The following is a 25,089-nucleotide window of genomic DNA, read 5'->3' as shown; positions in this document are numbered from 1 at the left end:
AGGACCTCCATGCCCCGTCCCCCTCGCGCACTCGGCTCCCTCGGATCGCCCGGCACGCGACGCGTGGTGAGCGCCGTCCTGGCGGTGACCGCGACCGCCGTCTTCCTGGTCACGGTGCCGCTGCACCGGCACTGGTTCGACGTGGCCGTCTACCACGGGGCGGTCAACTCCTGGGTGCACGACGGCGGCGCGCTCTACGCCTACCTGCGGCCGGGTACCGTGTACGGCTTCACCTATCCGCCGTTCGCCGCGCTGTGCATGCTGCCGATGGCCTGGGTCGACTGGCCGACCACCGTGGTGCTGGCGGCCACCCTCAACATCGTCGCCGGGCTGCTGGTGCTGCAGTGGACGGCCGGACCGCTGATCCGCCGCCAGGGCTGGCCGTACTGGTACGCGATGGTGCTGGCGGGCTGCCTGCTGTCGCTGCTCGAACCGGTCCGGGACACCTTCACCTTCGGGCAGGTCAACCTCGCGCTGCTCGCGCTGGTGCTGCTCGACGCCGAACTGCTGCGCCGCGGCAGCCGTTGGGCCGGGTACGCCACGGGCCTGGCCGCCGCCGTCAAACTGACCCCGGCCCTGTTCATCGGCTGGCTGCTGCTCGCCGGGCACCGCCGGGCCGGTCTCACGGCGGCGGTCACGGCCGCCGCGGCGACCCTGTTCGCCGCGCTGACCGCGCCGGGCGCGTCCCGTACGTTCTGGACGAGGGCGCTGTGGGACACCGACCGCGTCGGCTCGCTCTCGTACGCCGGCAACCAGTCGCTGCGCGGCACCCTGGCCCGGCTCGACGCGCCGGAATGGGTGTGGGCGGTCGCGGTGGTGGCCGTGCTGGCGGTGTGGGCGTACAAGGTGCGGCGCGCCGACGTCACGCACGGCGTGGCGCTGACCGGTGTCGCGGCCTGCCTGGTCAGCCCGGTGACCTGGGTGCACCACCTGGTGTGGATGATCCCCGCGCTCGCCGTGCTGGCGGGCGAGGCGCTGCGGGTGCGGACCCGGGCCCGGGTGGCGGTGGCGGCCGGTGCGTACGTGATCCTGTGCAGCAGCATCGTGTGGCTCTGGCTGGACGACCCGGGCCGGGGCGGCGTGGGCTCGCTCGTCGGCGGCAGCGCGTACGTCTGGATCGCCATGGGACTGCTGCTGGCACCCCGGCACGGATGGCGTAGCCGGGCGCGCACCGGTCCGATCTTGGCTGACAGGGTGGGAGAGCGGGCCGGCTGACGGCCCGACGGCTCACGCGGCCCCCCTGACGACCGAGGAGTTCACGCATGCGTGTGTCCCTGCGCCGGACGTTGACCATGACCGCCGCGTGCGTGAGCGCCCTCAGTGCCGTGTGTGTGCTGCCCATGGCGGCCGCCGCACCCGTGCGGGCGCCGGCCCCGCTGCCCGTCCTCGCCCCGCTGCTGGGCGCGAGCGCGCCGAACGCCATCCCCGGCGCGTACATCGTCACCCTGGTCCCCGGCAGCGACCCCGCGGGCGTCGCGCGCGACGCCGGGATCACCCCGCACCACCTGTACCAGGACGCGATGGTCGGCTTCTCCGCGCCGCTGACCGAGCCGCAGTTGGCGCAGGTGCGGGCGCTCCCCCAGGTCCGCAAGGTCGAGCAGGACACCAAGGTCACCCTCGCCCCGGAGGACCGGGCCGGCTCGCCGCGGCGGCTGCTCCCGCGCCCGGGCGCGCACGACGGGCACGGGACCGACGGTCCGGGCGCCACGGACGCCGAACTCGCCGCGCCCGGCATCTTCTGGGGCCTGGAGCGCATCTCCCACCGCACCCCCCACACGCACGGCTTCACCGTGAGGGCCACCGGCTCCAAGGTGACGGCCTACATCATCGACAGCGGCATCGACTTCGCGCACGAGGAGTTCGGCGGCCGCGCCACACCCGGCATCGACGAGGTCGACGACGGCCTGGACGGCGAGGACTGCGCCGGTCACGGCACGCACGTCGCGGGCACGGTCGGCGGCGCGCACGCCGGCATCGCCCGCGCGGTCCACCTGGTCTCCGTCCGGGTCCTCGACTGCGACGCCGCGGGACCCAACTCGGGGATCATCGCGGGTATCAACTGGCTGGCGCGGAACGCGGTGAAGCCCGCCGTGGCCAACGTGTCGCTGGGCGGCATGTACTCGCCCGCGATGAACGACGCCCTGGACGGCCTGGCCCGTGCCGGGGTCTTCCCGGTCGTCGCGGCGGGCAACGACGACATCAACTCCTGCGTGATCTCCCCCGCCAGCGCGACCGAGGCGTTCACCGTGGCCGCCACCGACCGGGCCGACCACCTGGCGTCCTTCAGCAACTTCGGCAGCTGCGTCAACCTCACCGCGCCCGGCGTGGACATCGCCTCCGCCTGGCCCGACGGGTCGTACGCCCTGATGAGCGGCACGTCGATGGCCGCCCCCCACGTGACCGGGATCGCCGCGCTCTACAAGGACACGTACGGGGACGCGCCCTTCGACGTCGTGAAGAAGTGGCTCATCGCCCAGGCCACCCCCAACGCGTCGGCCGGTGCCCCCTGGGGGACGCCGACGCTGCTGGCCTTCACCGGCGATCTGTGAGCGAGGTCCGCCGAGGTCGCGGAATCCTGGACTCCATATGTCCGTGATCGTGGGTTCTGGACATGTAGCATCGAGAACATGCGGATGAACGAGGGCGTGGAGTGGGCACTGCACTGCTGCCTCAACCTGGCCTGGGCCGGTCCCGAGGAGGCCGTCACGGCGGCCCGGCTCGCCGCCTTCTACGAACTGCCCACGGCGTACCTCAACAAACAGCTCCAGGCGCTGGCCCGCGAGGGCATCGTCTCGTCCACCCCCGGGCCGCGCGGCGGCTTCCGGCTCGCCCGGCGGCCGGAGGAGATCACCGTCCTGGACGTGGTCACGGCCATCGAGGGACGCGACCCGGCCTTCCAGTGCACCGACATCCGCCGGCAAACCCCCGGCCACGGCCGGATGCTCGGTGACGACTTCCGCCAGCCGTGTCTGGTGCACCAGACCATGTCCCGCGCGGATCTCGCCTGGCGGCGGGAACTGGCCGGCCAGACCCTCGCCGACCTCAAGGTCTCCGTCGAGGCCGTCGCCCCCCAGGCCCCGGAACGCACTCGCGGCTGGCTGCGGGAGGCTCGGGCCTGACGCCCGCTCGCTGCGCCCGCCCTCCCGGGTGCCCGGCGCGGTCCGGCACCCCGGCGCGCGTTTCGTGGGGTGCCGGGGCCGTGGCCTCCGGGGCTCGCCGGCGGAGACGGGGTCGGGGGGCGAGGGTCAGGTCAGGTCGCGGGTGAAGTGCAGGGCGGTGATCGCCATCCGGCACGTGTGGAAGAAGCGGTGCGCGCCGTGGTTGGTCACGCCCGAGTGGAGCTCGATGCGCTCGCAGCCCGCCTTGCGGGCTCTGATCTCCAGATCCTCCAGCAGCCGGGCCCCCACCCCGGCCCGGCGTGCGTCGAGGGCGGTCACCAGGTCGTCCACGAAGAGAGTGCGGCCCCGGCTGGTGGCGAGCACGCGGTGCGTCGCGACGGCGAGGTACCGCCCCAGGTCGTCGCGTGCAGCGGTGAAGACCAGGCCCTGCGCATGCGCCTCACCGGCGAAGGCGGCGAAACCGTCGGCGGTCAGAGCGGGCCTCAACGTCCGTATGAGCGGGCCCACCTCGGCCGTCATGTCCGGATCGCCGGGCCGTACATCCACGAATGTCAGCTCCATGCGCAGATCCTAAGAGGGCCTGACGGACACCCGGCGGGCCACGAGCTTCTGTGCTAAGGCGCCTCCGTGGCGTGCCGTGCCTCGACGACCATCGGAAGGCGGTCGGGGTGGGGCACGGCGGCGGCCACCTCGCGGGCGAAGTGGCCGGTGGGGCGCAGGCGGCGGTGGGAGAGGAGCGTGGCCAGCGAGACGATCATCTGCATCCAGGCGAACGAGTCCCCGATGCACTTGCGGGTGCCGCTGCCGAACGGGACGAACGCGCCGCGCGGCCGGTCCGCGCTGCGCTCCGGCAGCCATCGGTCCGGGTCGAAGCGCTCCGGGTCCGGGAACGAACGCGGATCGCGGTGCAGCGCGTAGAGGCTGAACGCGATCTCGGTGCCCGCGGGAAGCAGCACCCCGCCGAGTTCCACCGGTTCGACGGAACGGCGCATGAGCAGGGTGACGCCGTGCAGCCGGACCACCTCGTTGATCACCCGCGGCAGGTACTCGTACTTCGCTACGGCGTCCACGGTGACGGGGCCGCCGCCCGACACAGCGGCGATCTCGTCCAGGAGGCGCTCCTCCACCTCGGGGTGCCGGGCTATCTCGTGGAAGGCCCAGGTGAGCGTCGTCGCGGTGTTCTCCGCGCCGGCGAACAAGATGGTGCTGAGCTCGTCCCGCACCTCCACGTCCGTGAGCGACTCCCCGGTGTCCGCGTCCCGCGCCGCGAGCAGCGTCGACAGCAGGTCGGGACGGTCGGTGTCGCCGGCGGTGCGGGCCGCGGCCACGACGTCGTCGATGACCCGCAGCAGCTGACCCGCCGCCGCGTCGAAGCGCCGGTTCGCGGGGATCGGCACCCGGTCGAGGAAGCTGGGCGAGGCGGTGCGCAGCAGCAGGGTGTTGACGATGACCGGCAGGTGCACGCGGATGGCGTCGACCGCCGGCTTGCCGATGTCGGTGGAGAACATCGTCCCCGAGAGGGTGTTGACCACGAGGGCGGCCATCTCCCGCTCCACCGCCACGGTCTCGCCCGGCCGCCACGACTCGGCGAGCGCCAGCGCCTGGGCGTTCATGATCTCGGCATAGCCGGCGATCCGGGACCGGTGGAACATCGGCTGCATCAGCTTGCGGTGCCTGCGATGGGTCTCGCCGCCCGCGGTGACCAGGCCGTCGCCCACCAGGATCTTCAGGCGGTCGAAGAAGCGGCCCTTCTCGAAGCTGCGCCCCTTGGTGACCAGGAGCTCGTTGACCAGCGCGGGGCTGTTGACGAAGTAGACCGACATGGTGCCGACGTCGACCCGGACCAGGTCGCCGGTGTCCCGGAGGGACTTGACGAAGCCGAGCGTGTCACGCGCCAGCGGCCACACATGGCCGAGCAGGGGTAGCCGCCCAGGGGCGCGCGGGACGGAGCGCAATTCAGCATTCACCCCGAAAACTCCTCTTCTTTCGTGGAATCTATGCCGTGCGCTGTGCGATCGGGTGTAGGAAAGAGTCGACGGATGCCTGTGCGATTCCCTGTGACGGACGGGACTCGTCCTGCTCCGGCAGCACGTCCCACCACCAGGAGATCGCGGGGATGTCCAGGGGCTCCGGGCTGTCGTCGCTCGGGGTGTCACGGAAGGTCGAGGGGAGGTTCGCCGGATCGTCGGGTGTGGTGTAGCGGATCGAGCTCACTCCCCAGTCCTCGGCCCCCCGGATGAAGTGACCGAGACTGTCGAGGAATTGGCGCAGTTGAGGGCTGCCGTAGGTCTGCAGGTACTCGGCGGTGCGCAGGAAGAGGTTCATCACGCGGTCGCGCTGGGCGATGGCCATGCTCAACGCCTGGTCCCGCGGGATGTCGTGCTCCACCTCCAGCACACGAACGGCGTTGAGGTAGAAGCCGCCCGCCCGCGCCTCCTTGTGGTGGGAGAAGACGTCGTTGTCCCAGCAGATGATGAAGTACGCCATCTCCGCCGCCGCTCGCACGGCCGTGAGGTCCCGCTCGTGCGCCTGGAGTTCGTAACCCTGCCCCATTTCCAGGAGCGGCATCATGACGGACGTGGCGCCGTCGTAGATCCGCATCAGGGTGTAGTCGTTGAGATCGGGCACGGTGCCGGCGCTCCGGAAGGACGCCTCCCAGACGACCGAGGAGAAGTACTCCCGCAGGGCGTCGATCCAGCGGGCGACCTGGCCCGGCGTGCCGTACAGGTCCATCCGGTACCGGAGGTCGCGCAGGCCCTGCGCCAGCGGGTCCTCGGCCAGCATGGGGACTTCGGGGTTCTGGGCGATGCGGAGCAGCCGGGAGAGCGCTCCCATGAGTTCGCCGGGACGGGTGCCGAGCTCGCCCTCCTCGCAGTAGCCGTCGTCCACGCCGAAGAGCCAGATGATGAAGTCCGCGGCGATGGCCACGACTTCCTCCCTGCCCTCGGGCAGGACCCGCGCGGCGAACGTCCCGATGTCGTGTTTCACCAGCCGGCCGCGCAGTTCCTCGGAGCCGATACGGAACTGCTCCGCCCAGGCTGCCGCCCGTGCGTCGATCGCCGCGTGGTGCGGGTGGATCGCCGGCTTGAGGGGAGAGTAGATCGGTGGAACTACCAGGTCAGGCCCCACTGACGATCACCTCTCAGTTGTCCGCGCACTGACCACCACGAAGGTCCGCACGGCACGTGGCCGCGCGGAGTGCGAGTGGATCAGCTTCAGCGACCATTACCCCGGCATATCGCCACCCCGTCAAGGCGCGAAATCTCGCCATGCGAACGGCAGTTGGCGCACCCCCTCCTTGCGCTGGGCGTGCGCTTCATGTGCGCCGGGCGCATGACCCGGTCACGACCAGGGGACATGGCCGCGCCGAGCACGGACAAGCGCACGGCGGGCGCACAGGCGCATTCGCCCGTGCGCCCACCGTGCGCGGGTCACAGAATGAGACGATCGCCTAGCGCCTCAGCCACCCCGTGAGAACCCGCCACCACGAGCGCCTCGGCGCGCGGGGCGGGAAGGCCGGCTGCGGCGGAAGCGTCTGCTGCGGCACCGGGGACGGAGCGGGCCGGGGGACGGCCTCCGGCTCGGCCACCGGGCGCGAGGCGGCGGCAGCGCCCTCGGCGTCCTCGTCCCGCTGCGGCCTCCGCGGGGTGAACTCCACCGGGAGCTCCAGCAGATGACGGGAGGTCCAGGACGGGACCCGGACCAGCGCGTCCTCCTCGACGGCCAGGTTCAGGTCCGGCAGCCGGCCGAGCAGCACATCGATGCCCGTCTCGGCGATGGCACGGCCGATGTCCTGACCCGGGCACTCGTGCGGACCGCCGCCGAAGGCCAGGTGGGACCGGTTGCCGTGCATGGAGGCGGCGAGGTCCGGGCGGATCGCCGGATCGGTGTTCCCGGCGGCGAGCCCGAGGAGGAGCATGTCGCCCTCCTCGATGTGCTGGCCGCCCAGCTCCATGGGGCCCGTCGCGTACCGGCCGGGCATCACCCACAGCGGGGGCTGGTCCCAGAGCACCTGCTCCAGGCCGTCCGGCAGCGTCATGTGGCCACCGGAGAGGTTCCCGCGGAAACGCGGGTCGGTGAGCACCAGCTTGATCATGTCGGAGATCAGATTGGCCGTGGTCTCGTTGGCCGCGACCAGCACCAGCCGCAGGTGCTGCACCACCTCGTCGTCGCTGAGCCCCGCCTCGTCCTCGATCAGCCAGGAGGCCAGGTCGTAGCCGGGCGAGGCGTGCTTCTCCGCCACCAGCTTGGTCAGCGCCTCCAGGATGTAGCCGTAACTGGCGAGCGAGGTCTCCGTGCCCTTCATGAGGTCACGGCACGCCTCGGCCAGGCGCGGGCCGTCCTGTTCGGGCAGGCCCAGCAGGTTGGTGAGCACCAGGACCGGGAGAAGCTCCGCGAACTGCCCGACCAGGTCCGCCCGGCCCTTCGCGCAGAACTCGTCGGCCAGTTGGTGCGTCACCCGGGTGACGTGGCGCCGGATGCCGTGCCGGTTGAACCGGCTCAGGCCCCGGCTGACCGCACCGCGCAGACGCTTCTGGGCGTCGCCGTCGTTGAAGTTGACCAGCGGCTGCCACATGACCGTCGGGGCGATCGGGTGCTCCGGCGGCACCTTGCCCTCCTGGAAGGCGTGCCAGCGCCGGGAGTCGGAGGAGAAGCGCGACGGTGTGCGCAGCACCTCCAGGTTCTCCCGGTAGCCGAGCACGAGCCAGGCGGGCAGGTCCCCGTGGACCAGGACCGGGGCGATCGCCCCGTGCTCGGCGCGCAGCTTCTCGTACACGCCCATCGGGTCGGCCTCGGCCTCGGCGCCGTACAGCCGCCGCGCGCCGCCGGCGCCGAATCCCGCGGCGTGGGCCGGGCATTCGGGGGGTGGAGTGGTCACGATGCCTCCGTGGTAACGGCAAGGGAGTGCAGGTATCGCATCAAGGTCATCAGCACATCGCGGCTGGACTCCCGCTTGCGGGCGTCGCAGTCGACTATCGGTACGTGCGCGGGCAGGTCGAGCGCGGCCCGCAGGTCGTCGACCGGATGGCGGGGCGCCTCGGGAAAGGTGTTGATCGCGACGACGAAGGGCACTCCGCGCTCCTCCAGCCGGCCGATCACGTCGAAGCTGACCTCCAGCCGGCGGGTGTCCACCAGCACCACCGCGCCCAGGGCCCCCTCGAACAGGCCGTTCCACAGGAACCAGAAACGCTGCTGGCCCGGCGTGCCGAAGAGGTAGAGCACCAGTTCCCTGTTGATGCTGATCCGGCCGAAGTCCATCGCGACGGTGGTCGCCGTCTTGCGTTCGACCCCGGCGATGTCGTCCACGCCGACACCCGCCTGGGTCATGGTCTCCTCGGTGGTCAGCGGACGGATCTCGCTGACCGAGCCGACCAGGGTCGTCTTGCCGACCCCGAAGCCTCCGACGATCACTATCTTGACCGCGGCGGCGGCGGATTCCGGGAGTACGTCCTCGCTTCGCGGTCCCGGGACCACCCGCGGGTCAGAGCTTCTCAAGTCCATGTATCACCGCCTCGATAAGAGCGACATCGGGAAGTTGGGCAGGGGGGATGGGCGACCGCGCCTCGACCCGCTTCTCGGCCAGGAGGTCGAGCAGGAGCACCGTGACCACGCTCACCGGCAGGCCCAGGTAGGCGGAGATCTCCGCGACCGAGAGCGGTGAGCTGCACAGCCGCACGATCGCCGCCTGTTCGGGGGGCATCCCCGGCGGTGGCCCGGTCCGCGACCGGACGAGCGTGACCAGGTCGAGGGCGGAACCGCCGGACGTCCCGCTGCGGCCCCGGGTGATCACGTAGAGCCGCTCGGGGCTGCCTTCCTCCCATCCCTGATCCGCTTCACTCATCCTGCCTGCCCGTCACTACGGGGAGGGCTGCTGAGGTGCTCGCCGATGCGGGCGACGAGGTCGCGCATACGCTGCCCCATCAGTCCGGCGTCGACGCCCTCGTCCGCCAGCACCGCGAGATACGCCCCCGCCCCGGCCGCCATCAGGTAGAAGAAGCCGCCCGACATCTCGATCACGACCAGGCGCATGCGCCCGTCACCGTGCGGGAACTCGGTGGCGACGGCCGCCGCAAGGCTCTGCAGTCCCGCGCAGGCGGCGGCGAGCCGGTCGGCCGTGTCCGTGTCCGCCCCCCACTGGGCCATGCGCAAACCGTCCGCCGAGAGCACCACCACATGGCGGGTCTGCGGAACGCTGGTCGCCAGGTCCTTGAGCATCCAGTCCATGTTGGCCCGCTGCTGAATCACGGCTACTCACCCTTATCTAACGACTCGTCACTCTTGACGGGAGCGGCAGGCGGCGTCTCACCGGACACGCCGCTCTGGAAGGCGGCCAGCCACATGCCCGGCTGCACCGGCTCATCGGCCGGCGGCTTGGCATGGGAAGCGGTGACGGAACCGGCGGCGGACCCGGACCCCGCACGAGCAGCCGGAGCCGGGGGAGTCGCGCGCCGGCGGCGTTGCGGCAGTCCGTTCGCGGTGCGCTCGTGCACGACGGGGATCTCGTCGGCCATCTCGGCCGACACGGTCCCGGTCTCCACCGTCTCCGACCGGCGGGGACCGGTGGCCGGGCGGGTCTCCGGAACGGTCCTCGAACCCCCGGGGCGGGGTGCCGGCACCGGACGAGGACCGGACGTGGCACCGATGCCGTGGGCCAGCCCCGTCGCGTTGGTCATCGTCGTGATCAGGTCCTGCGGTACGACCAGCACCGCGCGGACACCGCCGTACGCCGACGTCCGCAGGGAGACCTGGAAGCCGTACGCCTTGGACAGCCGGCCGACGACCGCGAGGCCGAGCCGCGGGGTCTCGCCCAGGCCGTTGAGGTCGATGCCCGCCTGGGCCTCGGCGAGCATCTGCTCGGCCCGCTGCCGGGCCTCCTCGCTGAGGCTGACGCCGCCGTCCTCGATCTCGATCGCGATACCGGACTGCACCTCGACCGCGGTGACGTGCACCCGGGTCTGGGGCGGGGAGTAGCGAGTGGCATTGTCCAGCAGCTCCGCGGCCGCGTGGATCAGCGGCTCCACGGCGGGGCCGACGATCGCCACCTCGGAGACCGAGTGCAGCTCGATGCGCTGGTAGTCGATGATCCGCGACATCGCGCCGCGCAGCACGCTGAACAGCGGTACGGCCTTGCTCCACTGGCGGCCGGGACGGGCACCGCCGAGGACCGCGATGCTGTCCGCGAGCCGGCCGATCAGCGCGGTGCCGTGGTCGAGCTTGAGCAGGTCGCCGAAGACCTCGGGGCTCTGCCCGTGCCGGTCCTCCATGTTCCGCAGGTCACTGGCCTGCTGGTGGACGATGGCCTGCACGCGGCGGGCGATGTTGACGAACGCGCGCTGCGAGGACTCGCGGATGTCCTCCTCCGCGGAGACCGCTCCGAGTGTGGCGCGGATCAGCGCCTGGTGCGCGCCCAGGAATTCGGGGGTGAGTCCCTCGGGCCGGGTCTCGATCTCCTTGAGCACGTCCTCCATGAAGTCGCCGCGCTGCAGGCGGGCCATCGCGGCGGGCACCTGCTCGCGGGCCAGCCGCAGCGTCTCGGCCTCCTGCTGGGAAAGCCGGTACTGCAACTCGGCGTTCTGCCGCGCGGCTTCCTCGCGCAGTTCCTCGTTGAGGGCTCCGCGGCGGGCGACTTCGACCGCCAGCACGGCGACGGCGACGGTGGCGGTCACACCGCACCAGAAGACCGCCTCCCTCGCCCCGGCCGGGACGGTCCATACGGCGACGGCCGTGACCGCCGCGACTACGACGGCCGGCAATAACCACGCGGACGTGGCGGCAGGCCGGCGGTCTCCGGGGGACGATCCAGCACGAACCATCAGCATCCTCAGGTGATCGCTTGACAGGGACGACAGCACGAGCACGAGCACGGATTCGGCAGCGGCGGTGCGCAAGCGCCGGACACATCGCCACAAGTGCCGTGACCAGGCGTAATTGCTACAACACGCTGAGCCGCAAGTAGCATAGCCACTTCCGATCGTGGCCGATGCCCCGTCAAGATGCCTATGACACATGCCGGTTGACGTATCGATACCGGCTGGGGAGCGCTCGCGCAAACCCCCCGCGGCGATCACGCCACACCCGGCCCCCGGACCCGCCGGTCCCGGCGGTGACGGATCCCGGCCGCGGCGCCCTACCGGCCGGACGGGACCGGGGACCGGACGTCGCGATGACCGGAGCCCCCCGCGGACCGCGGCCGCACACCCGCACGACCAGCACTTCCGCAGGTGACGCGCCCGCGACCGCGGCAGCCCGGCCAGGGAGCGGAACGCCGCGAGGGAGCCCCCGGGCGGCCGGTCCCGGCCGCCCGGCGCAGACCTGCGGACCCGCGGGCCCGGAGGTCCGGTCGTGGGGAGCCGACCGCTGGAGGCCGCCCCCGCCCCGCGCGCGGACGGACCGATCCGGGCCGACGCCGCCCATCCCACGCCCCCGCGCCGCCGCCGGGCCCGCCACGCGGGCATTCCCCCGCTTCATCCGTAAGAGTGATGGGGACTTGCGCCCGGCCGGAATCAGTGGGATGCGGACCCCGGACGACCGCGCGGCGACCGCCAACGCCACACGTGATCATTACGTCGTCCGGTGAGCGACGCGCACGGCGACCACTCGGCCTACGCCACCCCGCCCGCCCGGGCTCCCCTCCGCGACCACCCCGCCGTACGCCTGGCGCGGCGGACCGCCGCGACACCGCCCCACGCCCCGGCAGGCCCCGTCCGCCGCGAAGACCTAGCATGAAAGACACGTTTCCGCAGAAATGGGGCACCGTGATGGTCACCCCGAAGGAAGGTGGGCCGGACCCGGCGACGGCGCCGTTCGACATGGGGTTCGCCGCGTCCATGGTGGTCGACGCCGACGGCGCGGTGGCCGCCTGGACGCCCGCGGCGGAACGCCTGCTGGGCTGGCCGGCGGCCGAGGTGGTGGGCCGGCCTGCCGAGACGCTGCTGGCCGACCCCCTGCACGCCGACGGGGCCACGGACATCGCCCGGCAGTGCCGGGTCCGCGACGGCTGGGGCGGTCTGGTGGCCGCCCGACACCGCGACGGACGGCGGCTGGAACTGGGCGTACGCGTGTCGGCGCTGTCCGGCACCGACGGCGGCGAACGCTGGCTGCTGTCCGGCATCGACCTGGCCCACAGCCCCTCCTGGGCGGTCAGCGGCACCGTGCTGGAGGCCTTCCTGACCCAGTCCCCGCTCGGCATGGCCGTCCTGACCCCGGAACTGCGCCTCGTGTGGATGAACGAGACCCTGGAGCGCTTCAGCGGTGTTCCCGTCGAGCAGCGCATCGGCGGCCGGATGGGGGACGCGCTGCCCGGCATCGACACCGCCCCCATCGAGAAGATCATGCGCAAGGTGCTGGCCACCGGCAGGCCGGTGGTCGACTACGAGTACCGGGGCTGGACCCTGGCCGCGCCCCACCAGGAGCACGTGTACTCGACCTCGTTCTGCCGCCTGGAGGACTCCGAGGGCCGTGTGACGGGCGTCTGCTACATGGCCATGGACGTCACCGACCGGTCGAAGGCGCACGAGCGCCTCGCTCTCCTCAACACGGCGGGCGCCTGCATCGGCACCACCCTCGACATCGGCCGGACCGCGCAGGAACTGGCCGACGTGGCGGTGCCCCGGCTCGCCGACTTCGTCACCGTGGACCTGCTGGAGGGGGTCCTGCGCGGCGACGAGCCGCCGCGCGGCCTCGCGCTGCGGGCGACCGCCCTGCGCCGCGCCGGGCTGAGCTCGGTGCGCAAGGGCGCCCCGGAGGCCGTGGCCCGGATCGGGGAGCCGATCCGGGCGCCGGAGGACTCGCCGTACGTACGCTGCATGACCGAGGCCCGGTCCCTGCTGCGACACGACTTCGACGTGGACCAGGCGACCTGGCTGACCGCGGACCCGGCCCGGCGGACCAGGATCCGCGAGTTCGGGATGTGCACGGCGATGTGGGTGCCGCTGCGGGCGCGCGGCAACGTCCTGGGCGTGGTCACCTTCTTCCGTGCCCGGCGGCCCGAACCCTTCGAGCAGGACGACCTGCTGCTGGCCGAGGAACTGGCGGCGCGCGCATCGGTGTGCGTGGACAACGCCCGCCGCTGGACCCGCGAGCACGAGGCCGCCCTCGCGCTGCAGCGCAGTCTGCTGCCCCACGCGCTCACCGGCGGCACCGCCGTGGAGGTCGCCTCCCGCTATCTGCCCACCGACGTCCAGGACGGCGTCGGGGGCGACTGGTTCGACGTCATCCCGCTCTCCGGGGCCCGGGTGGCCCTCGTCGTGGGGGACGTCGTCGGGCACGGCCTCAACGCGGCGGCGACCATGGGGCGGCTGCGCACGGCCGTGCACACCCTGGCCGACATGGACCTGCCGCCCGAGGAACTCCTGGCCCACCTGGACGACCTGGTCATCCGGCTCACCGAGGAGGACAGCGCCGACGACGCGGTGGCCACCGCCGTACTCGGCGCGACCTGCCTGTACGCCGTGTACGACCCGGTGACCGCCCGGCTGACCGCGGCCCGCGCGGGCCACCCGCCGCCGGCGATGATGACGCCCGACGGCACCGTCACGTTCCCCGAGCTGCCCCCCGGACCACCGCTGGGCCTGGGCGCGATGCCCTTCGAGTCGGCGGAGCTGAACCTGCCGGAGGGCACCGTCCTCGCCCTCTACACCAACGGGCTGTTCACGTCCTTCGGCGAGGACCCCGACATCGGCCTGGACAAGCTCGCCCACGCCCTCGACCGGCCCGGCCTGCCGCTGGAGGACCTGTGCGCGTCCATCACCGGCTCGCTGCTCACCGGTCCGCCGGAGGACGACGTCGCGCTGCTCCTCGCCCGTACGCAGGCCCTCGGGCCCGGCCGGGTCGCCACCTGGGATCTGCCCTGCGATCCCGAAGTGGTCAGCTGCGCCCGCGGTCTGGCGGTCCGTCAACTCGCTGCCTGGGAGCTGGAGGAGGTGGCCCCGATCACCGAACTGGTGGTGAGCGAACTGGTCACCAACGCCATCCGGCACGCGTCGGGGCCGATCCGCCTGCGGCTCATCCGGCACACGGTGCTGATCTGCGAGGTCTACGACGGCAGCAACACCGTGCCGCGGCTGCGCCACGCCCGCACCACCGACGAGTCCGGCCGCGGCCTGTTCCTGGTCGCCCAGCTCACCCGGCGCTGGGGCACCCGCTACACCGGCGACGGCAAGCTCATCTGGGCCGAGCAGGAGCTCCCGGTCGCCGCCGCGGGCTGAGCGGGCCGCGGCGGGCGCGGCGGGGGCGGGATCGGTGAAGCCGGGGACCGCTGTCAGTGGGGTGTGCTGAAGTGGACTCGTGGGCGTTCCCGAAGCGACGGAAGGCGGAGAAGCCCCATGAGCGACCTTGCTGCACCACCGGACGTGGCGACGGAGCTGGAGCGCCACCGCACCGAACTGACCGGCTACTGCTACCGCATGCTCGGCTCCCTCTTCGAGGCCGAGGACGCCGTCCAGGAGACCATGGTGCGGGCCTGGCGCGCGTACGACCGCTTCGAGGGCCGCTCCAGCCTGCGGTCGTGGCTGTACCGGATCGCCACCAACGTGTGCCTGGACGCACTCGGCGGCACCGGGCGCCGGGCCCGGCCGATGGACCTGGCCTCCCCCGGCAGCGCCGAAGGACCGCTGCCCGGCGCGCTCCCGGACACCGCCTGGATCTCACCGGCCCCCGACGGGCGCGTCCTGCCGGAGAACGGCGACCCGGCCGACGTCGCGGACCGGCGCGAGTCCGTGCGGCTGGCCTTCGTCGCCGCACTGCAGCACCTCGCCCCGCGGCAGCGGGCCGTGCTCATCCTGCGCGAGGTACTGGCCTGGAAGGCAGCAGAGGTCGCCGAACTGCTCGACACCACCGTCGCCTCCGTCAACAGCGCCCTCCAGCGCGCCCGCGCCACCCTCGCCTCGGCCGCTCCTGCCGCCGGCGACCCGGCCGCACCCCTCGACGAGGAGCAGCGCGCGCTGCTGGCCCGCTATGTGGCCGCCTTCGAGTCCTACGACCTGGACGCCCTCACCTCGCTGCTGCACGAGGACGCCACGCTGTCCATGCCGCCCTACGAGCTGTGGCTGCTCGGCCCGGCGGAGATCAGGGCCTGGATGGCCGGCCACGGCATCGGCTGCCGCGGCTCGCGGCTGCTGCCCGTCGCCGCCAACGGCATGCCCGGCTTCGCCCAGTACCGGCCGAGCGCGGACGGCGGGCACGAGCCGTGGGCGCTGCAGGTCATCGAGATCTCACAGGGCCGGATCACCGGGCTCAACTCCTTCCTCGACACCCAGCGGCTCTTCCCGCTCTTCGGTCTGCCCGCGCATCTGGAGGCCGGCCGGCCCTAGCGTCCCGCCGAGCCCCACCAGGGCGATCAGCTGCCGCAACGGGCGCCCGGCTCCGCGCAGGACGACGCGGGCGCCCTGACGGCGGGCGGTGAGCTGCAGCCGGGCCAGCGCGTCGATCAGCACCATGTCCGGGTCGGCGGCCGGTCCGCTCACGTCGCAGATCACCGTGGCGGCGCCCGGGTGCCCTGCCAGCAGGCATCGCAGCCGCTCGCACAAGCCCGGGACCGCCTCCCGGGCCACCGTCGCGGGCAGCACGAGCACGGGGGGCCCGTCGTCGGGCCTGGGCACGGGCTGGACCATGGGCGACCTCCTGTGGCGGGCGTTCACCGGTTAGGACCGTGCGCACCGGCGGAATCCATCGGCCCGCCCTGCACCGCTCTGCCTCCGCCCCGCCCTGCCCCGCCCCGCGTCACCGTCGCAGCAGCGCCTCGATCTCCCCGGCCGCCCACGCGCCACCCGTGCAGGCCGCGAGGTAGACCGTGATCCCGGGCAGGTCCCACGCCCCGGACTCGAAGAGCCCCTCGGCGATGTGCCGCAGATAGGGACCCGACGGCCGGACGGGCGCGACGTCCCTCCGCGACCAGGGCGCGGTGAAGGTGAGCACCGGATGCCCGTCCACCTCTCCCGGGTACAGCAGCGTCTCGTACCGTCCGTCGCCCAGGCGCGCCCGGCCGGCCTCCAGCACCGGTGCCAGGTCCAGGTCCCGCCCCGGCGCGCGGTACATCTCCTGCGCCGCGATGTCCGCGAACTGACCGGCCGTCACCAGATGGGCCCGCGCCAGGACCACGCCGTCCGGCACACCGTCGTCGTAGAAGGCCCGGCCGCCCGACCACACGGGCGACCGCGTCGCGAAGTACATCCGCCCCGGCAGCTCCAGCGGCAGCGACCGCAACGGCGGCCGCGCGTCCCGGCAGCCCGGGTAGTCCCGGCCGCCTCCGGGCGGGAAGCCGCCGGCCAGATAGCTGTTCAGGCGGGTCATGTGGGTGTTGGAGCCGTACGAGGCGTACCAGACGAGGCCCGGCGGCTCCGTCCGCGTCCCGGCGGCGCGCCGCGCGTCCACACGTCGGGGTTCGGTCACGGCACCATGATGCGCCGCCGTCAGGCCGCCGGCACCGTGCCGCGGATCTGCCGCAGGAACGCGGCGTTGTCCGGGGTCTCCCGCAGCCGCGCGAGGAGCGTCTCGAACGAGCCGGTACCGCCGCGCAGCGCGCGCCGCAGTCCGTGGGAGGCGGCCAACTCGGCCGGTGAGAGGAGCAGTTCCTCGCGGCGCGTCCCGGAGGGGTGCACATCGACCGCCGGGAAGACCCGCCGGTCGGCCAGGGCCCGGTCCAGGCGCAGTTCCATGTTGCCGGTGCCCTTGAGCTCCTCGAAGAAGTAGTCGTCCGCCCGCGACCCGGTCTCGACCAGCGCCGTCGCCAGGATCGTCAGCGAACCGCCTTCCTCCGCCGCCCGCGCCGCCCCGAACAGCCGCTTGGGTCCGGTCAGAGCGGCGGCGTCCACGCCGCCGCTCAGGGTCCGGCCGCCCGACGACGCCGCGTTGTTGTGCGCCCGGCACAGCCGGGTCACCGAGTCGAGCAGGACCACGACGTCCCGGCCCGCCTCGACCAGCCGCCTGGCCCGCTCGACCGCGAGCTCCGCCACCGCGATGTGCTGCCGGGGCGTGCGGTCGAAGGTGGAGGCGATCACCTCGCCCCGCACCGACCGCCGCATCTCGGTGACCTCCTCGGGCCGCTCGTCCAGCAGCACCACCATCAGGTGGCACTCCGGGTGGTTGTCGGCGACCGCGTCCGCGACGGCGCGCAGCAGCATGGTCTTCCCCGTCTTCGGCGGCGCCACGATCAGCCCGCGCTGCCCCTTGCCGACGGGCGCCAGCAGGTCCAGGACCCGCGTCGCCAGGCCGCCCTTGGGCGACTCCAGCCGCAGCCGCTCCGAGGGGTGCAGCGGCGTCAGGTCCGCGAAGTGCCGGCGCCCGCGCGCCGCCTCGGCCGGCAGTCCGCCGACCCGGTCGACCCGTGCGAGCGCCCGTCCCCGCCCGCTCCCGGCGGCGGCGCCCTCGACGGCGTCGCCCTTGCGCAGCCCGTACCGCCTGATCCGCTCCGGCGGCACGGTCACGTCGTGCGGCCCCGGCACGTAGCCGCCGACGCGCAGGAACCCCCGCCCGCCGTCGACGTCGAGGACCCCGGCGACGGGCGTCTGCCGCTCGCCGTCGGACGGCGCCGCCGCGGCGGCCTGGGGAGATGGTGTGGTGATGGATGTGGTCATGTGGATTCCTCACGTGGAAGGGATCGCGCACACGGCGGCACGGACCGCCGCGACGGGCGCGGAAGCAGAAAGGGCCGGTCGGCCCGGGGAAAGCGAGAGCGGGAACGCGGAGGCGGACGCCGTCGACAGGCGGTCACGCGGTGTCGCGGTCCTGCGGGAGAAGCACCGGCGCCACCAGGGGGCGCACAGCCGTGCCATTCGGAGAGTAGCACCCCGGCCCGGATCGCGGGAGGAGCGATCCGCCCCGGCCCTTCCCTCGCCGCAGGCTCACGCAACTCATCCTTACCCGGATAGAATTGATGGTCCGCGCGTTCGGCTGCCGGACGATGCGGCCGGCCGTGCGTTCATAGGGGGAGCCGTGGCGGATGTGTCAGCAGTGCGCGTCGAAACCGTGGAAATAGATCATTCCGGCACCCGCCAGATCAGCGGCCGGACCCGTCCCACCGTGCCGCTCGCGGAGCACACGCCCCAGGTCCGCGCGGCGATCAGCGCCGCGTCCGAGATCGTCCAGGACTCCCTGGAGAGCATGCGGCCCCGCGCGGGATGGCAGGTCTCCACGCTGGAGGTCACCTTCGGCATCACTCTGGCCGCCGACACCAGCATCATCGTCTCCAAGGCCTCGGCGGCCGCGTCCTTCGAGGTCAAGCTGACCGTCGAACGCACGGAGTAGCCAGTGGACCCCGAGGAGGACTGGGTGGCGATCTCCCAGCGGGGCAAGCGCCTCGGCGGCGGGGTGCGGCTGACCCGGCGACTCGTCCTCACCGCCTCCCACTGCCTCAACGGCATGCAGGGGGACGGCGGTGAGGTCCCCGGTCTGACCCTGCTGCCGGCGCACGGCGGCGAAGTGCCGGGCGTGGTGCACCGGCGCCTGCCCGACGCCGATCTCGCCCTGCTGGAGATGCGGCTTCCCGGGACACCACCGCTGCCTGCGGTGTGTTTCGACAAAGCCGCGATGGGAGACCATTGGGAGGGTACGTACCGGCCGGAGAAGAACGACCCGTACCTGAACGGCGTGGTGGACCACCCGTCGCGTCCGTTCGACTCCGCCGCGAGCACCGAGATCAGAGTCCTCCAGCTCCGCTGCAACCAGTTGCTCGGCGACTTCTCCGGCTACTCCGGGGGGCCGGTCACCCGGCCCACGCCGACGCGCGCCGTGCTCGGCATCCTCACCGTCCAGATGATGGAGCGCATCCAGCAGCTCCTCGAACCGCGGCCGCCCGAGCACAGCACCAACGTTCTGTACGCGACGACGATCGCCGAGGCCATGAAGCGCTTCCCGGAACTCCAACTGGTCCGCCTGCTGGACCTGCTGCGCCCCGACGGCGACCGGTCCGCCGAGGGGCCCTTCTCCATCGAGGAGCGGACCCGCTGGAGCGAGCTCGACGATCCGGCCGCGGCGCCCGACCTCATGGACCTCCAGTACGTGACGGCCATGGGGCCGTTCCCCGCGACCAAGGCCTTCCCGTGATCGAGAACCTCGACGAGGCCCTGGCCGTAGCCGTGCGCGCGGCAGAGGACGACGGGGCGCACCGCCAGGACCACGAGACCGCCCTGCTCGGCTACGTCACCCAACTGCACAGCGAGGACTGCGCGGACGGGGAGGGCGACGGCGACGGATCCACCGCCGGCTTCGCGTCCCGGCTGATCCGGCTGTCGGCTCTGCTCCGGCGGATCTCCCTGCACGACCCGGCCGTCTCGCTGATCGACCTGGCCCGCGACCGGTTGACGGACGCGGAGGAGCAGGGCGAGACCGTGCGCCCCGACGACTGGAACGCCCTGGCCGTCCTGCAGGCCGCCTACGGACGGCTCGACGACGCGCGGGACAGCCTCGGCGCCGCGCTGGACACCGCCCGCACCTGCGCGCCGGCCGGACCGCAGGAGGTCAAGGCGCTGACGAACCTGGCGGTGGTGAGCATGCGCACGGGGGACGTGCGGCAGGCCGCCCGCTGGGCCGGCGAGGCGCGCGAGGCCGCCGACCGTCAGGGCCCGGCCGACGAGGCCGCGCAGGTGGACACCCGTCTCCTCATCGCCTCGGTCATGGTCGGTGCCGCCCGGGCGGTCCGGGGGCCGGACCGCGGGGAGCGGCTGGAGACGGCCGTGAAGGAACTGGAGCGGTGGACCCGCGTCCTGCTCGACGTCGCGGGCCCCGACCACCGGCGCTCCCTGGAGGCGGCGGCCACCCTGGCCCGCGCCGAATTCGACGCCGCCTGCGCCGCCCGGGACACCGACCGCGCCGAGCGGGCGGTGGACGTACTGGAGACCGTGACCCAGCGGATCTCGGCCGGTCTGGGCGCGGACCACCCGCAGACCCTCACCGCCCTGGCCAACCTGGCCGCCGCGGAGTTCGAGGCCGCCGGCCTGTCCGCCCCCTCCGAGGAACGGCGCGCCCGCGCCGAGTCGATACTCGAGACCGTCGCCCAGCAGACCTCGGCCACGCTGGGCCGCGACCACCCCCAGACGCAGGCCGCGCTGTCCAACCTGGCCCGGATGCGGGGGGACTCCACCCAGGTCGTCGAACTGGTGGAGCGTATCGACGCCACGTACACACCGCGGAACAACACGCAGCGCAACCACGCCAAGTCGCGCGCGATCGCCAGGGAGAAGCACCTCGTCCGGCTGATCGCCCACGCGGGCGCCTCGTACTTCCTCGACTCGCCGCAGCGCTTCATGCCGGTGATCGTCCAGGCCCTGGAGAACCGGGTCCACTTCCACGTCATCGTCAGCAGCCCCTGGAACAACCTGGGTGTCTTCATCAAGCGCGAGGCGGCCTGGGAGAAGCCGACCGCGGAGAACGTCATCGAGCTGATCGAGGCGAGCGACTACTACAAGCGCACGTTCCGGAAGGTCATCAAGGAGTACGAGCGGCTGCGCACCGTCTACGGGGACCGGATCGAACTGCGGCTCACCCCCATGGACATCTCGGGCACCACCCTGCTCACCTCCGACGCCGGCTTCTTCGAGCCCTACATGACGGCCAATCCCGAGGACCGCACCCAACGCGGCATGGGGGCTTTCGAGATCGAGTTCGGCAAGGTCAGCCGCTACTACGCGCTCAGCGTGGACACCTTCGAGACGCAATGGGAACTGGCCAGCACCCTGGAGCAGTTCCGCGCACACGAGTTCCAGCACAAGCAGCGGCTGCGCATGCTCCTGAGCACCCTCACCGACGACACCGCCGCCAAGCCCGTCGCCCCGCCCGCGGGCGAAGCGGACTGAGCGGCGGCGGGCGCAGGTCCGCCGCGAACGGGCTACGGCACGTGGAACAGACCCCGCCGGGCGGCGCGCAGCACACCGGCCGACCCCACGAACAGGGCCTCGGGCAACGCGTCCAGCGGCCAGAATTCCCAGCGGCCGCAGCGGTGCGCCTCACGCACCACGGGCTCGCCGCTGAAGGACAGGACCTCCACGCCGATCTGCATGTGGTGGTTGGCCACCGGGTCCGGGTCGGTGACGTGCGCGACGCGCATCTCCAGCGCGGCGACGCCCGTCTCCTCCTTCAACTCCCGTGCGGCAGCCTCGAGGAGCGTCTCGCCGAGCTCCACGTGGCCGCCGGGCAGCCCCCACGTGCCGTGCCCGAAGGTGTTCACGCGCAGCCCGAGCAGGATCGCGCCCTCGCGCCGCAGGATCGTCTGCACGCCCACACGCACCGTCGGTTCCGCGATTCCGCTCACGTCACGCCTCCGGGCAGGTCCGGGTAGGTCCGGGTGAAGTTGTCCGCGTTGCTGTCGGACTCCACCATCTCACCGATACCCCGTGCGACGGCCTCCCTCTCCTCGAAGAGGTGCCCGATCCGGTGCTCCGCCCCGTCCTTGATCACCACAACCCGGCAGTCGGGATCGACGAAGAGGTAGCTGCCGCTGCGGGTCTTGTTGCGGTACACCTCCAGCGTCACCCCGCGGTCCGCCGCGGCCTTCTCGCACCGCGACAGCGCCTCCTCGAAGTCCCACTCGGAGACCGACAGCCAGTCGCTGTTGTCGGCGCCGTAGTTGGTCTCGGACATCTGGTAGATCTTCCACACGTCCGGCAGGCAGTCGTCGTCCTCGATCAGCCGCAGCACGTCCGGCGCACCGCCCAGATTGCGCCGGGTGATGACCGTGCCCAGCTTCACCTTCACGTCGTAACTCCGGCGCACCTCTTTCAGCAGCGCCAGCACCCGCTCCCGGTGCGGGGCGACGCCGGTGCGCAGCGCGGCGTGCTCGCGGGCGTCGGCGGACTCCAGCGGCAGGGCGATCCACGACAGGTGCGGCAGGACACGGCGCATGACGGGCAGTCGCGCCAGACCGTTCGTCGAGAGCACCACGCGGGGAGCGTCCGTGCCCGAGGGATGGTCCGCGCGGCCCAGCTCGGCCAGGAGTTCCGCCAGATAGGGCAGCAGCGTCGGCTCGCCCCCCGACACCACGATGCCCCGCACGCCCGCTTCCCTGAGCACGTCCGCGACGCGGAAGGCGTCCTGCCGGGACATCGTCGGCACCTCATGGCGCGGCCCGAAACAGAAGGGGCAGCTCAGATTGCACCTGCCGAGCGGGCGGAAGTCCACGTACGCCGGAAGCCTCAGGGGGGATGCTGGCATGGCTCGGCGCTCTCCTGCCCTCGGCAGACCCGGCCGCTCCGCTCGCCGGGCAGTGATTTCGCGGCCACTGTAACCGCAGCGGGGAGTCGCGGCGCGGCATTGACAAGGGTGTTACATGCACCCGCCCCCGGCCCATACTGGGCCCATGCGCGAGGCATTCGCCCATGAAGCGGTCGTGGTTCTGGGGCCCGGTGGGGACGAGAGGGCGCCCGGGGGCGCGATCACCGTGGCGTTGTGCGGTGGCTGGGAGCACGAGGGGCCGTGCCCGCTCGCGGCGCATCACACGGCGGTGTCGCCCGGGGAGGACGAGGGCGTGCGGCTGCGCGTGCTGTTCGCGGCGGAGCCGGCGGACGAGGCGGAGGTGCGGGCCCGGATCGAGGCAGCGCTGGCGGCGGGCACGCTGGGCCGGGAGCCGGCCCCGGACACGCGGTGGGAGGTGCGGGCGTCCGGCCCGAGCGCCGTCCGGGAGGACGAGGCCGGGCACGCGGCGCGGCTCAGCGGCTGAGCCAGTCGGTGTCGCCCATGACGACGACGGGGTGCAGGGCCGGGTCCAGGGTGCGCAGCAGCTCGCGCATGTCGGGACGGGGCAGGCTCACGCAGGCCTGGGTCGGGCCGCCGTGGTCGACGTGGAACCAGATGCCGCCGCCGCGGGAGGCGCCCAGGGGGCGGGTCCAGTCGCGGGGTGTGGTGCCGGGCTGCCGGTTGTAGTTGATGGCGACCACGTAGTCGAACGAGCCGGCCAGCGACTCGCCCCTGAAGCCCTTGCCGGAGATGAAGAACCCCGTCGAGTGGTCGTAGGGGAGCTTGCTGCCCGGATCGGGGAGCAGGCCGCCCGCGTCGGTGAGTCCGTAGACGCCCGCGGGGGAGCGCAGGTCGCCGACGTGGTGGTCGGTGGTCCAGCCGTCGCGGGCGTTGTGGGCGGACCAGGTCGGGCCGTCGCTCCAGCTGCCGTCGGCCCGGCGTTCGTGGACCACGACGTGGGAGACGGAGGAGTTCCTGCCCGCGCCGGTGACCACGACGACCTGGCGGGCGCCGGCCGGGACGGCCTTCAGGGTGCGCGGGCCCAGGCCCGGCACAGTGGTGTCGACCGGCGTCGGCGTCGGCGTGGCGGATGGCACGGCCGGCGAGGCGGAGGCCGCCACGGGCAGCGCCGCCGGCGAGACCGCGGCGGTCGGCGTCCCGCAGCCGGCGAGCAGTCCCGCTCCGGCGGCGACGGCCGCGACAGCGGCGAGCAGGGATATCGCGGAGCGGGCACCGCCGCGCGGCACGCGGTTGGGCATTGGCCAGGCCTTTCGGGGTGAACGAAGTGGTGGGGGGGAAGGGCGATCAGCCCTGGGGGAACCGCGCCGTCTCGAGGGCCTTGCGGATCGCCGCGACGGTGTCCTGGGACGGCTCTCGCAGGCAGACGTCGACGTTGAGCAGCAGGGGCCGGTCCTTCGTCGTGGGGATTCCGCCCCACGCCTGCATCTCGGCGTCGCCGTGGAGGACCTGGCAGCCCTTGCCGGGCGCACCCGGTTCCACGACGTCGAACCCGGCCTTGCCGTCCGTCTTCGTGTACATCGTCTTGTGGATGTAGATCAGCGCCGCGCCCCTGCCCAATGTTCCGACCGGCGGGCAGGCCGAGTACCCCAGGTCGGGGGTGGTCCCGCAGGAGGCCTGCTGGTGCATGGGCTGCTGCGACACGAAGCCGATCATCATCGCGTCCTGGTCGAGGGTGGTGAAGCCCTTCCAGCCGCGCGGCAGCCGGAGCGTCAGCCCGTACAGGTCCTTGAGGTGGACGGTCGTGTACGCGTCCCCGTCCGTGCCGGCCGACGGCATGGACGTGGACGTGGGCGGCGGCGTGGCCGCGGACGTGGCGGTCCCCGCGGCGGCGGGCGTCGCGACCGTCCGCCGGTGCGGGTCGGCGGCGCCCCAGGTCAGGCCGGTCACCGTGAGCGCCCCCACGCCGACGGCCGCCACCGCGGCCGTGGACAGCGCCGCCATCCGGCGCCGCCTGCGCCGCTGCACCCGGCGCCTGACCTGGGCCATCCGGTCGGTGGGGGCGAGGGGCTGCGGCACGGTCCGCTCCAGGAGCACGCTCAGCTCCCACTCGTCCTCGGCGCCCGGTTCCTGCTCGCGATCACGCGAAGTCCCGTTGCGCATGCCGCTCACCCCCTTCCGTCAGGCCGGGCACCGCCGCGATTTCCGTGCGCAGCATGCTCAGCGCCTTGGCCGCCTGGCTCTTGACGGTGCCGGGCCGGCAGCCCAGCACCGCGGCGGTCTCCTCCACGCTCAGGTCCTCGAAGTAGCGCAGCACCACCACGGCCCGCTGCCGCGGCGGCAGCCGCCGTACCACGGCCGCCAGCGACTGCTCCAGGTCGACGGAGGCGAAGGGGTCGCCCGCCGACGCACCGGCCGGCACCTCGCCGTGCGGCACCTCGCCCCGCCAGCGCCGCTGCCACCACGACGAATGCGTGTTGACCAGCGCCTTGCGCACATACGCCTCGGGGTTCTCGCCGGCTATCCCGCGCCATTTGGGCCAGACCTTCGCCAGCACCGTCTGCAGCAGGTCCTCCGCGAGGTGGGCGTCCCCCGTCAGCAGCCAGGCGACCCGGAGCAGCCTCGGCCCGCGCGCGGTGACGAACTCCTCGAAGTCCGGCCCCGCGTCCCTCACCGTGCTGTCCTCGCCATCGCATTCCTGTCCCTGATTCCGGCCTCACACCCGCCCAACCGGGTGGGGCACCTGTTCGGTTGCCTCAGGGACGAAGATCGTTCCGTTCGCCTTGCCATCGCACCGCGCGCGGGCAATGGTGGACAGTGCCCGTTCATGCGGCAGAGGGTCAGGTAT

The 25,089-nt window shown here is 72.8% G+C and carries 25 protein-coding genes; 9 read left to right on the top strand and 16 right to left on the bottom strand.

Features of this window, described 5'->3' with window-relative positions:
* Positions 1 to 9: 9 nt before the first annotated feature.
* From PV364_RS14740 to PV364_RS14730, 3 genes are all read left to right on the top strand, one after another.
* Entirely contained in the window at positions 10 to 1,215 is a 1,206-nt protein-coding gene (locus PV364_RS14740) for a glycosyltransferase 87 family protein (protein ID WP_319660364.1), read from the top strand.
* A gap of 47 nt (positions 1,216 to 1,262) precedes the next feature.
* Entirely contained in the window at positions 1,263 to 2,549 is a 1,287-nt protein-coding gene (locus tag PV364_RS14735; protein ID WP_319660363.1) for a S8 family peptidase, read from the top strand.
* A 78-nt stretch (positions 2,550 to 2,627) separates the two neighbouring features.
* Positions 2,628 to 3,119 (top strand): RrF2 family transcriptional regulator, encoded by a 492-nt coding sequence (locus tag PV364_RS14730; RefSeq protein ID WP_401973226.1) that lies wholly within the window; start codon positions 2,628 to 2,630, stop codon positions 3,117 to 3,119.
* 126 nt (positions 3,120 to 3,245) lie between these two features.
* On the opposite strand, the gene PV364_RS14725 is transcribed toward PV364_RS14730, so the two are convergent.
* From PV364_RS14725 to PV364_RS14690, 8 genes are all read right to left on the bottom strand, one after another.
* Positions 3,246 to 3,680 (bottom strand): GNAT family N-acetyltransferase, encoded by a 435-nt coding sequence (locus PV364_RS14725; protein WP_319660362.1) that lies wholly within the window; start codon positions 3,678 to 3,680, stop codon positions 3,246 to 3,248.
* A 53-nt stretch (positions 3,681 to 3,733) separates the two neighbouring features.
* Entirely contained in the window at positions 3,734 to 5,086 is a 1,353-nt protein-coding gene (locus tag PV364_RS14720) for a cytochrome P450 (protein WP_319660361.1), read from the bottom strand.
* Positions 5,087 to 5,114: 28 nt separating this feature from the next.
* Positions 5,115 to 6,248, bottom strand: a complete 1,134-nt coding sequence (locus PV364_RS14715) for a selina-4(15),7(11)-diene synthase (RefSeq protein WP_319660360.1) — start codon at positions 6,246 to 6,248, stop codon at positions 5,115 to 5,117.
* A gap of 322 nt (positions 6,249 to 6,570) precedes the next feature.
* Entirely contained in the window at positions 6,571 to 7,998 is a 1,428-nt protein-coding gene (locus tag PV364_RS14710; protein ID WP_319660359.1) for a cytochrome P450, read from the bottom strand.
* The gene (locus PV364_RS14705) at positions 7,995 to 8,621 is read right to left on the bottom strand and encodes a GTP-binding protein (RefSeq protein WP_319660358.1); all 627 of its coding nucleotides are present in this window, start codon (positions 8,619 to 8,621) and stop codon (positions 7,995 to 7,997) included. The genes PV364_RS14710 and PV364_RS14705 overlap by 4 nt, the downstream gene beginning before the upstream one ends.
* Positions 8,602 to 8,961, bottom strand: coding sequence for a DUF742 domain-containing protein (locus PV364_RS14700; RefSeq protein ID WP_319660357.1), 360 nt, complete (start codon positions 8,959 to 8,961; stop codon positions 8,602 to 8,604). The genes PV364_RS14705 and PV364_RS14700 overlap by 20 nt, the downstream gene beginning before the upstream one ends.
* Positions 8,958 to 9,344, bottom strand: a complete 387-nt coding sequence (locus PV364_RS14695) for a roadblock/LC7 domain-containing protein (RefSeq protein ID WP_319660405.1) — start codon at positions 9,342 to 9,344, stop codon at positions 8,958 to 8,960. The genes PV364_RS14700 and PV364_RS14695 overlap by 4 nt, the downstream gene beginning before the upstream one ends.
* Positions 9,345 to 9,367: 23 nt before the next feature.
* A complete protein-coding gene (locus PV364_RS14690; RefSeq protein WP_319660404.1) occupies positions 9,368 to 10,933 on the bottom strand; it encodes a sensor histidine kinase in 1,566 nt (521 codons plus the stop codon).
* Between the two features lie 945 nt (positions 10,934 to 11,878).
* Between PV364_RS14690 and PV364_RS14685 the strand changes: the two genes are divergently transcribed.
* Both PV364_RS14685 and PV364_RS14680 read left to right on the top strand, forming a co-directional pair.
* A complete protein-coding gene (locus PV364_RS14685; protein ID WP_415924557.1) occupies positions 11,879 to 14,326 on the top strand; it encodes a SpoIIE family protein phosphatase in 2,448 nt (815 codons plus the stop codon).
* Between the two features lie 117 nt (positions 14,327 to 14,443).
* Complete coding sequence (locus tag PV364_RS14680; RefSeq protein ID WP_319660355.1) at positions 14,444 to 15,430, top strand: sigma-70 family RNA polymerase sigma factor; 987 nt, start codon at positions 14,444 to 14,446, stop codon at positions 15,428 to 15,430.
* Here the strand turns inward: PV364_RS14680 and PV364_RS14675 are convergent.
* The 3 genes from PV364_RS14675 to rho form a co-directional block, all read right to left on the bottom strand.
* Positions 15,332 to 15,730: an STAS domain-containing protein gene (locus PV364_RS14675; RefSeq protein ID WP_319660354.1), complete on the bottom strand. Its 399-nt coding sequence runs from the start codon at positions 15,728 to 15,730 to the stop codon at positions 15,332 to 15,334. The two genes, PV364_RS14680 and PV364_RS14675, sit on opposite strands and share 99 nt — an antisense overlap.
* A gap of 109 nt (positions 15,731 to 15,839) precedes the next feature.
* On the bottom strand, positions 15,840 to 16,508 hold the full coding sequence (locus tag PV364_RS14670; protein ID WP_415924553.1) for a histone deacetylase: 669 nt from the start codon (positions 16,506 to 16,508) through the stop codon (positions 15,840 to 15,842).
* A 20-nt stretch (positions 16,509 to 16,528) separates the two neighbouring features.
* Positions 16,529 to 17,692, bottom strand: coding sequence for a transcription termination factor Rho (rho, locus tag PV364_RS14665; RefSeq protein ID WP_319660353.1), 1,164 nt, complete (start codon positions 17,690 to 17,692; stop codon positions 16,529 to 16,531).
* Positions 17,693 to 18,068: 376 nt separating this feature from the next.
* Between rho and PV364_RS14660 the strand changes: the two genes are divergently transcribed.
* From PV364_RS14660 to PV364_RS14650, 3 genes are read left to right on the top strand one after another with little or no spacing between them, the layout of a single operon-like run.
* Positions 18,069 to 18,362, top strand: a complete 294-nt coding sequence (locus PV364_RS14660) for a CU044_2847 family protein (protein ID WP_319660352.1) — start codon at positions 18,069 to 18,071, stop codon at positions 18,360 to 18,362.
* A gap of 3 nt (positions 18,363 to 18,365) precedes the next feature.
* Positions 18,366 to 19,160, top strand: coding sequence for a serine protease (locus PV364_RS14655; RefSeq protein WP_319660351.1), 795 nt, complete (start codon positions 18,366 to 18,368; stop codon positions 19,158 to 19,160).
* Positions 19,157 to 20,908, top strand: coding sequence for a hypothetical protein (locus tag PV364_RS14650; RefSeq protein ID WP_319660350.1), 1,752 nt, complete (start codon positions 19,157 to 19,159; stop codon positions 20,906 to 20,908). The genes PV364_RS14655 and PV364_RS14650 overlap by 4 nt, the downstream gene beginning before the upstream one ends.
* Before the next feature lie 32 nt (positions 20,909 to 20,940).
* Here PV364_RS14650 and PV364_RS14645 read toward each other — a convergent pair whose 3' ends face one another.
* A complete protein-coding gene (locus PV364_RS14645) occupies positions 20,941 to 21,363 on the bottom strand; it encodes a nucleotide triphosphate diphosphatase NUDT15 (protein ID WP_319660349.1) in 423 nt (140 codons plus the stop codon).
* Positions 21,360 to 22,262, bottom strand: coding sequence for a radical SAM protein (locus tag PV364_RS14640; RefSeq protein ID WP_319660348.1), 903 nt, complete (start codon positions 22,260 to 22,262; stop codon positions 21,360 to 21,362). Before PV364_RS14640 ends, PV364_RS14645 begins: the two co-directional genes overlap by 4 nt.
* 145 nt (positions 22,263 to 22,407) lie before the next feature.
* On the opposite strand from PV364_RS14640, the gene PV364_RS14635 reads away from it, so the two are divergent.
* Complete coding sequence (locus PV364_RS14635; RefSeq protein ID WP_319660347.1) at positions 22,408 to 22,767, top strand: hypothetical protein; 360 nt, start codon at positions 22,408 to 22,410, stop codon at positions 22,765 to 22,767.
* On the opposite strand, the gene PV364_RS14630 is transcribed toward PV364_RS14635, so the two are convergent.
* From PV364_RS14630 to PV364_RS14620, 3 genes are read right to left on the bottom strand one after another with little or no spacing between them, the layout of a single operon-like run.
* The gene (locus PV364_RS14630) at positions 22,757 to 23,542 is read right to left on the bottom strand and encodes a hypothetical protein (RefSeq protein ID WP_319660346.1); all 786 of its coding nucleotides are present in this window, start codon (positions 23,540 to 23,542) and stop codon (positions 22,757 to 22,759) included. The genes PV364_RS14635 and PV364_RS14630 overlap by 11 nt on opposite strands.
* 46 nt (positions 23,543 to 23,588) lie before the next feature.
* Entirely contained in the window at positions 23,589 to 24,404 is an 816-nt protein-coding gene (locus PV364_RS14625) for a hypothetical protein (protein WP_319660345.1), read from the bottom strand.
* Entirely contained in the window at positions 24,382 to 24,915 is a 534-nt protein-coding gene (locus PV364_RS14620; RefSeq protein ID WP_319660344.1) for a SigE family RNA polymerase sigma factor, read from the bottom strand. The genes PV364_RS14625 and PV364_RS14620 overlap by 23 nt, the downstream gene beginning before the upstream one ends.
* Positions 24,916 to 25,089: the final 174 nt, after the last annotated feature.

The sequence above is a fragment of the Streptomyces sp. MI02-7b genome (genome assembly GCF_033793585.1).
GTDB lineage: Bacteria > Actinomycetota > Actinomycetes > Streptomycetales > Streptomycetaceae > Actinacidiphila.
The sequence above is the reverse complement of the archived record's forward strand: the minus strand, read 5'-3'. Positions and strand labels throughout refer to the sequence as shown.

Excerpts from the sequence above, each read along its gene's own strand:
- PV364_RS14740 (WP_319660364.1), top strand. The coding sequence starts at position 10 with ATGCCCCGTCCCCCTCGCGCACTCGGCTCCCTCGGATCGCCCGGCACG.
- PV364_RS14735 (WP_319660363.1), top strand. The coding sequence starts at position 1,263 with ATGCGTGTGTCCCTGCGCCGGACGTTGACCATGACCGCCGCGTGCGTG.
- PV364_RS14730 (WP_401973226.1), top strand. The coding sequence starts at position 2,628 with ATGCGGATGAACGAGGGCGTGGAGTGGGCACTGCACTGCTGCCTCAAC.
- PV364_RS14725 (WP_319660362.1), bottom strand. The coding sequence starts at position 3,680 with ATGGAGCTGACATTCGTGGATGTACGGCCCGGCGATCCGGACATGACG.
- PV364_RS14705 (WP_319660358.1), bottom strand. The coding sequence starts at position 8,621 with ATGGACTTGAGAAGCTCTGACCCGCGGGTGGTCCCGGGACCGCGAAGC.
- PV364_RS14700 (WP_319660357.1), bottom strand. The coding sequence starts at position 8,961 with ATGAGTGAAGCGGATCAGGGATGGGAGGAAGGCAGCCCCGAGCGGCTC.
- PV364_RS14695 (WP_319660405.1), bottom strand. The coding sequence starts at position 9,344 with ATGGACTGGATGCTCAAGGACCTGGCGACCAGCGTTCCGCAGACCCGC.
- PV364_RS14690 (WP_319660404.1), bottom strand. The coding sequence starts at position 10,933 with ATGGTTCGTGCTGGATCGTCCCCCGGAGACCGCCGGCCTGCCGCCACG.
- PV364_RS14685 (WP_415924557.1), top strand. The coding sequence starts at position 11,879 with ATGGTCACCCCGAAGGAAGGTGGGCCGGACCCGGCGACGGCGCCGTTC.
- PV364_RS14680 (WP_319660355.1), top strand. The coding sequence starts at position 14,444 with ATGAGCGACCTTGCTGCACCACCGGACGTGGCGACGGAGCTGGAGCGC.
- PV364_RS14675 (WP_319660354.1), bottom strand. The coding sequence starts at position 15,730 with ATGGTCCAGCCCGTGCCCAGGCCCGACGACGGGCCCCCCGTGCTCGTG.
- rho (WP_319660353.1), bottom strand. The coding sequence starts at position 17,692 with ATGACCACATCCATCACCACACCATCTCCCCAGGCCGCCGCGGCGGCG.
- PV364_RS14640 (WP_319660348.1), bottom strand. The coding sequence starts at position 22,262 with ATGCCAGCATCCCCCCTGAGGCTTCCGGCGTACGTGGACTTCCGCCCG.
- PV364_RS14635 (WP_319660347.1), top strand. The coding sequence starts at position 22,408 with ATGCGCGAGGCATTCGCCCATGAAGCGGTCGTGGTTCTGGGGCCCGGT.
- PV364_RS14630 (WP_319660346.1), bottom strand. The coding sequence starts at position 23,542 with ATGCCCAACCGCGTGCCGCGCGGCGGTGCCCGCTCCGCGATATCCCTG.
- PV364_RS14625 (WP_319660345.1), bottom strand. The coding sequence starts at position 24,404 with ATGCGCAACGGGACTTCGCGTGATCGCGAGCAGGAACCGGGCGCCGAG.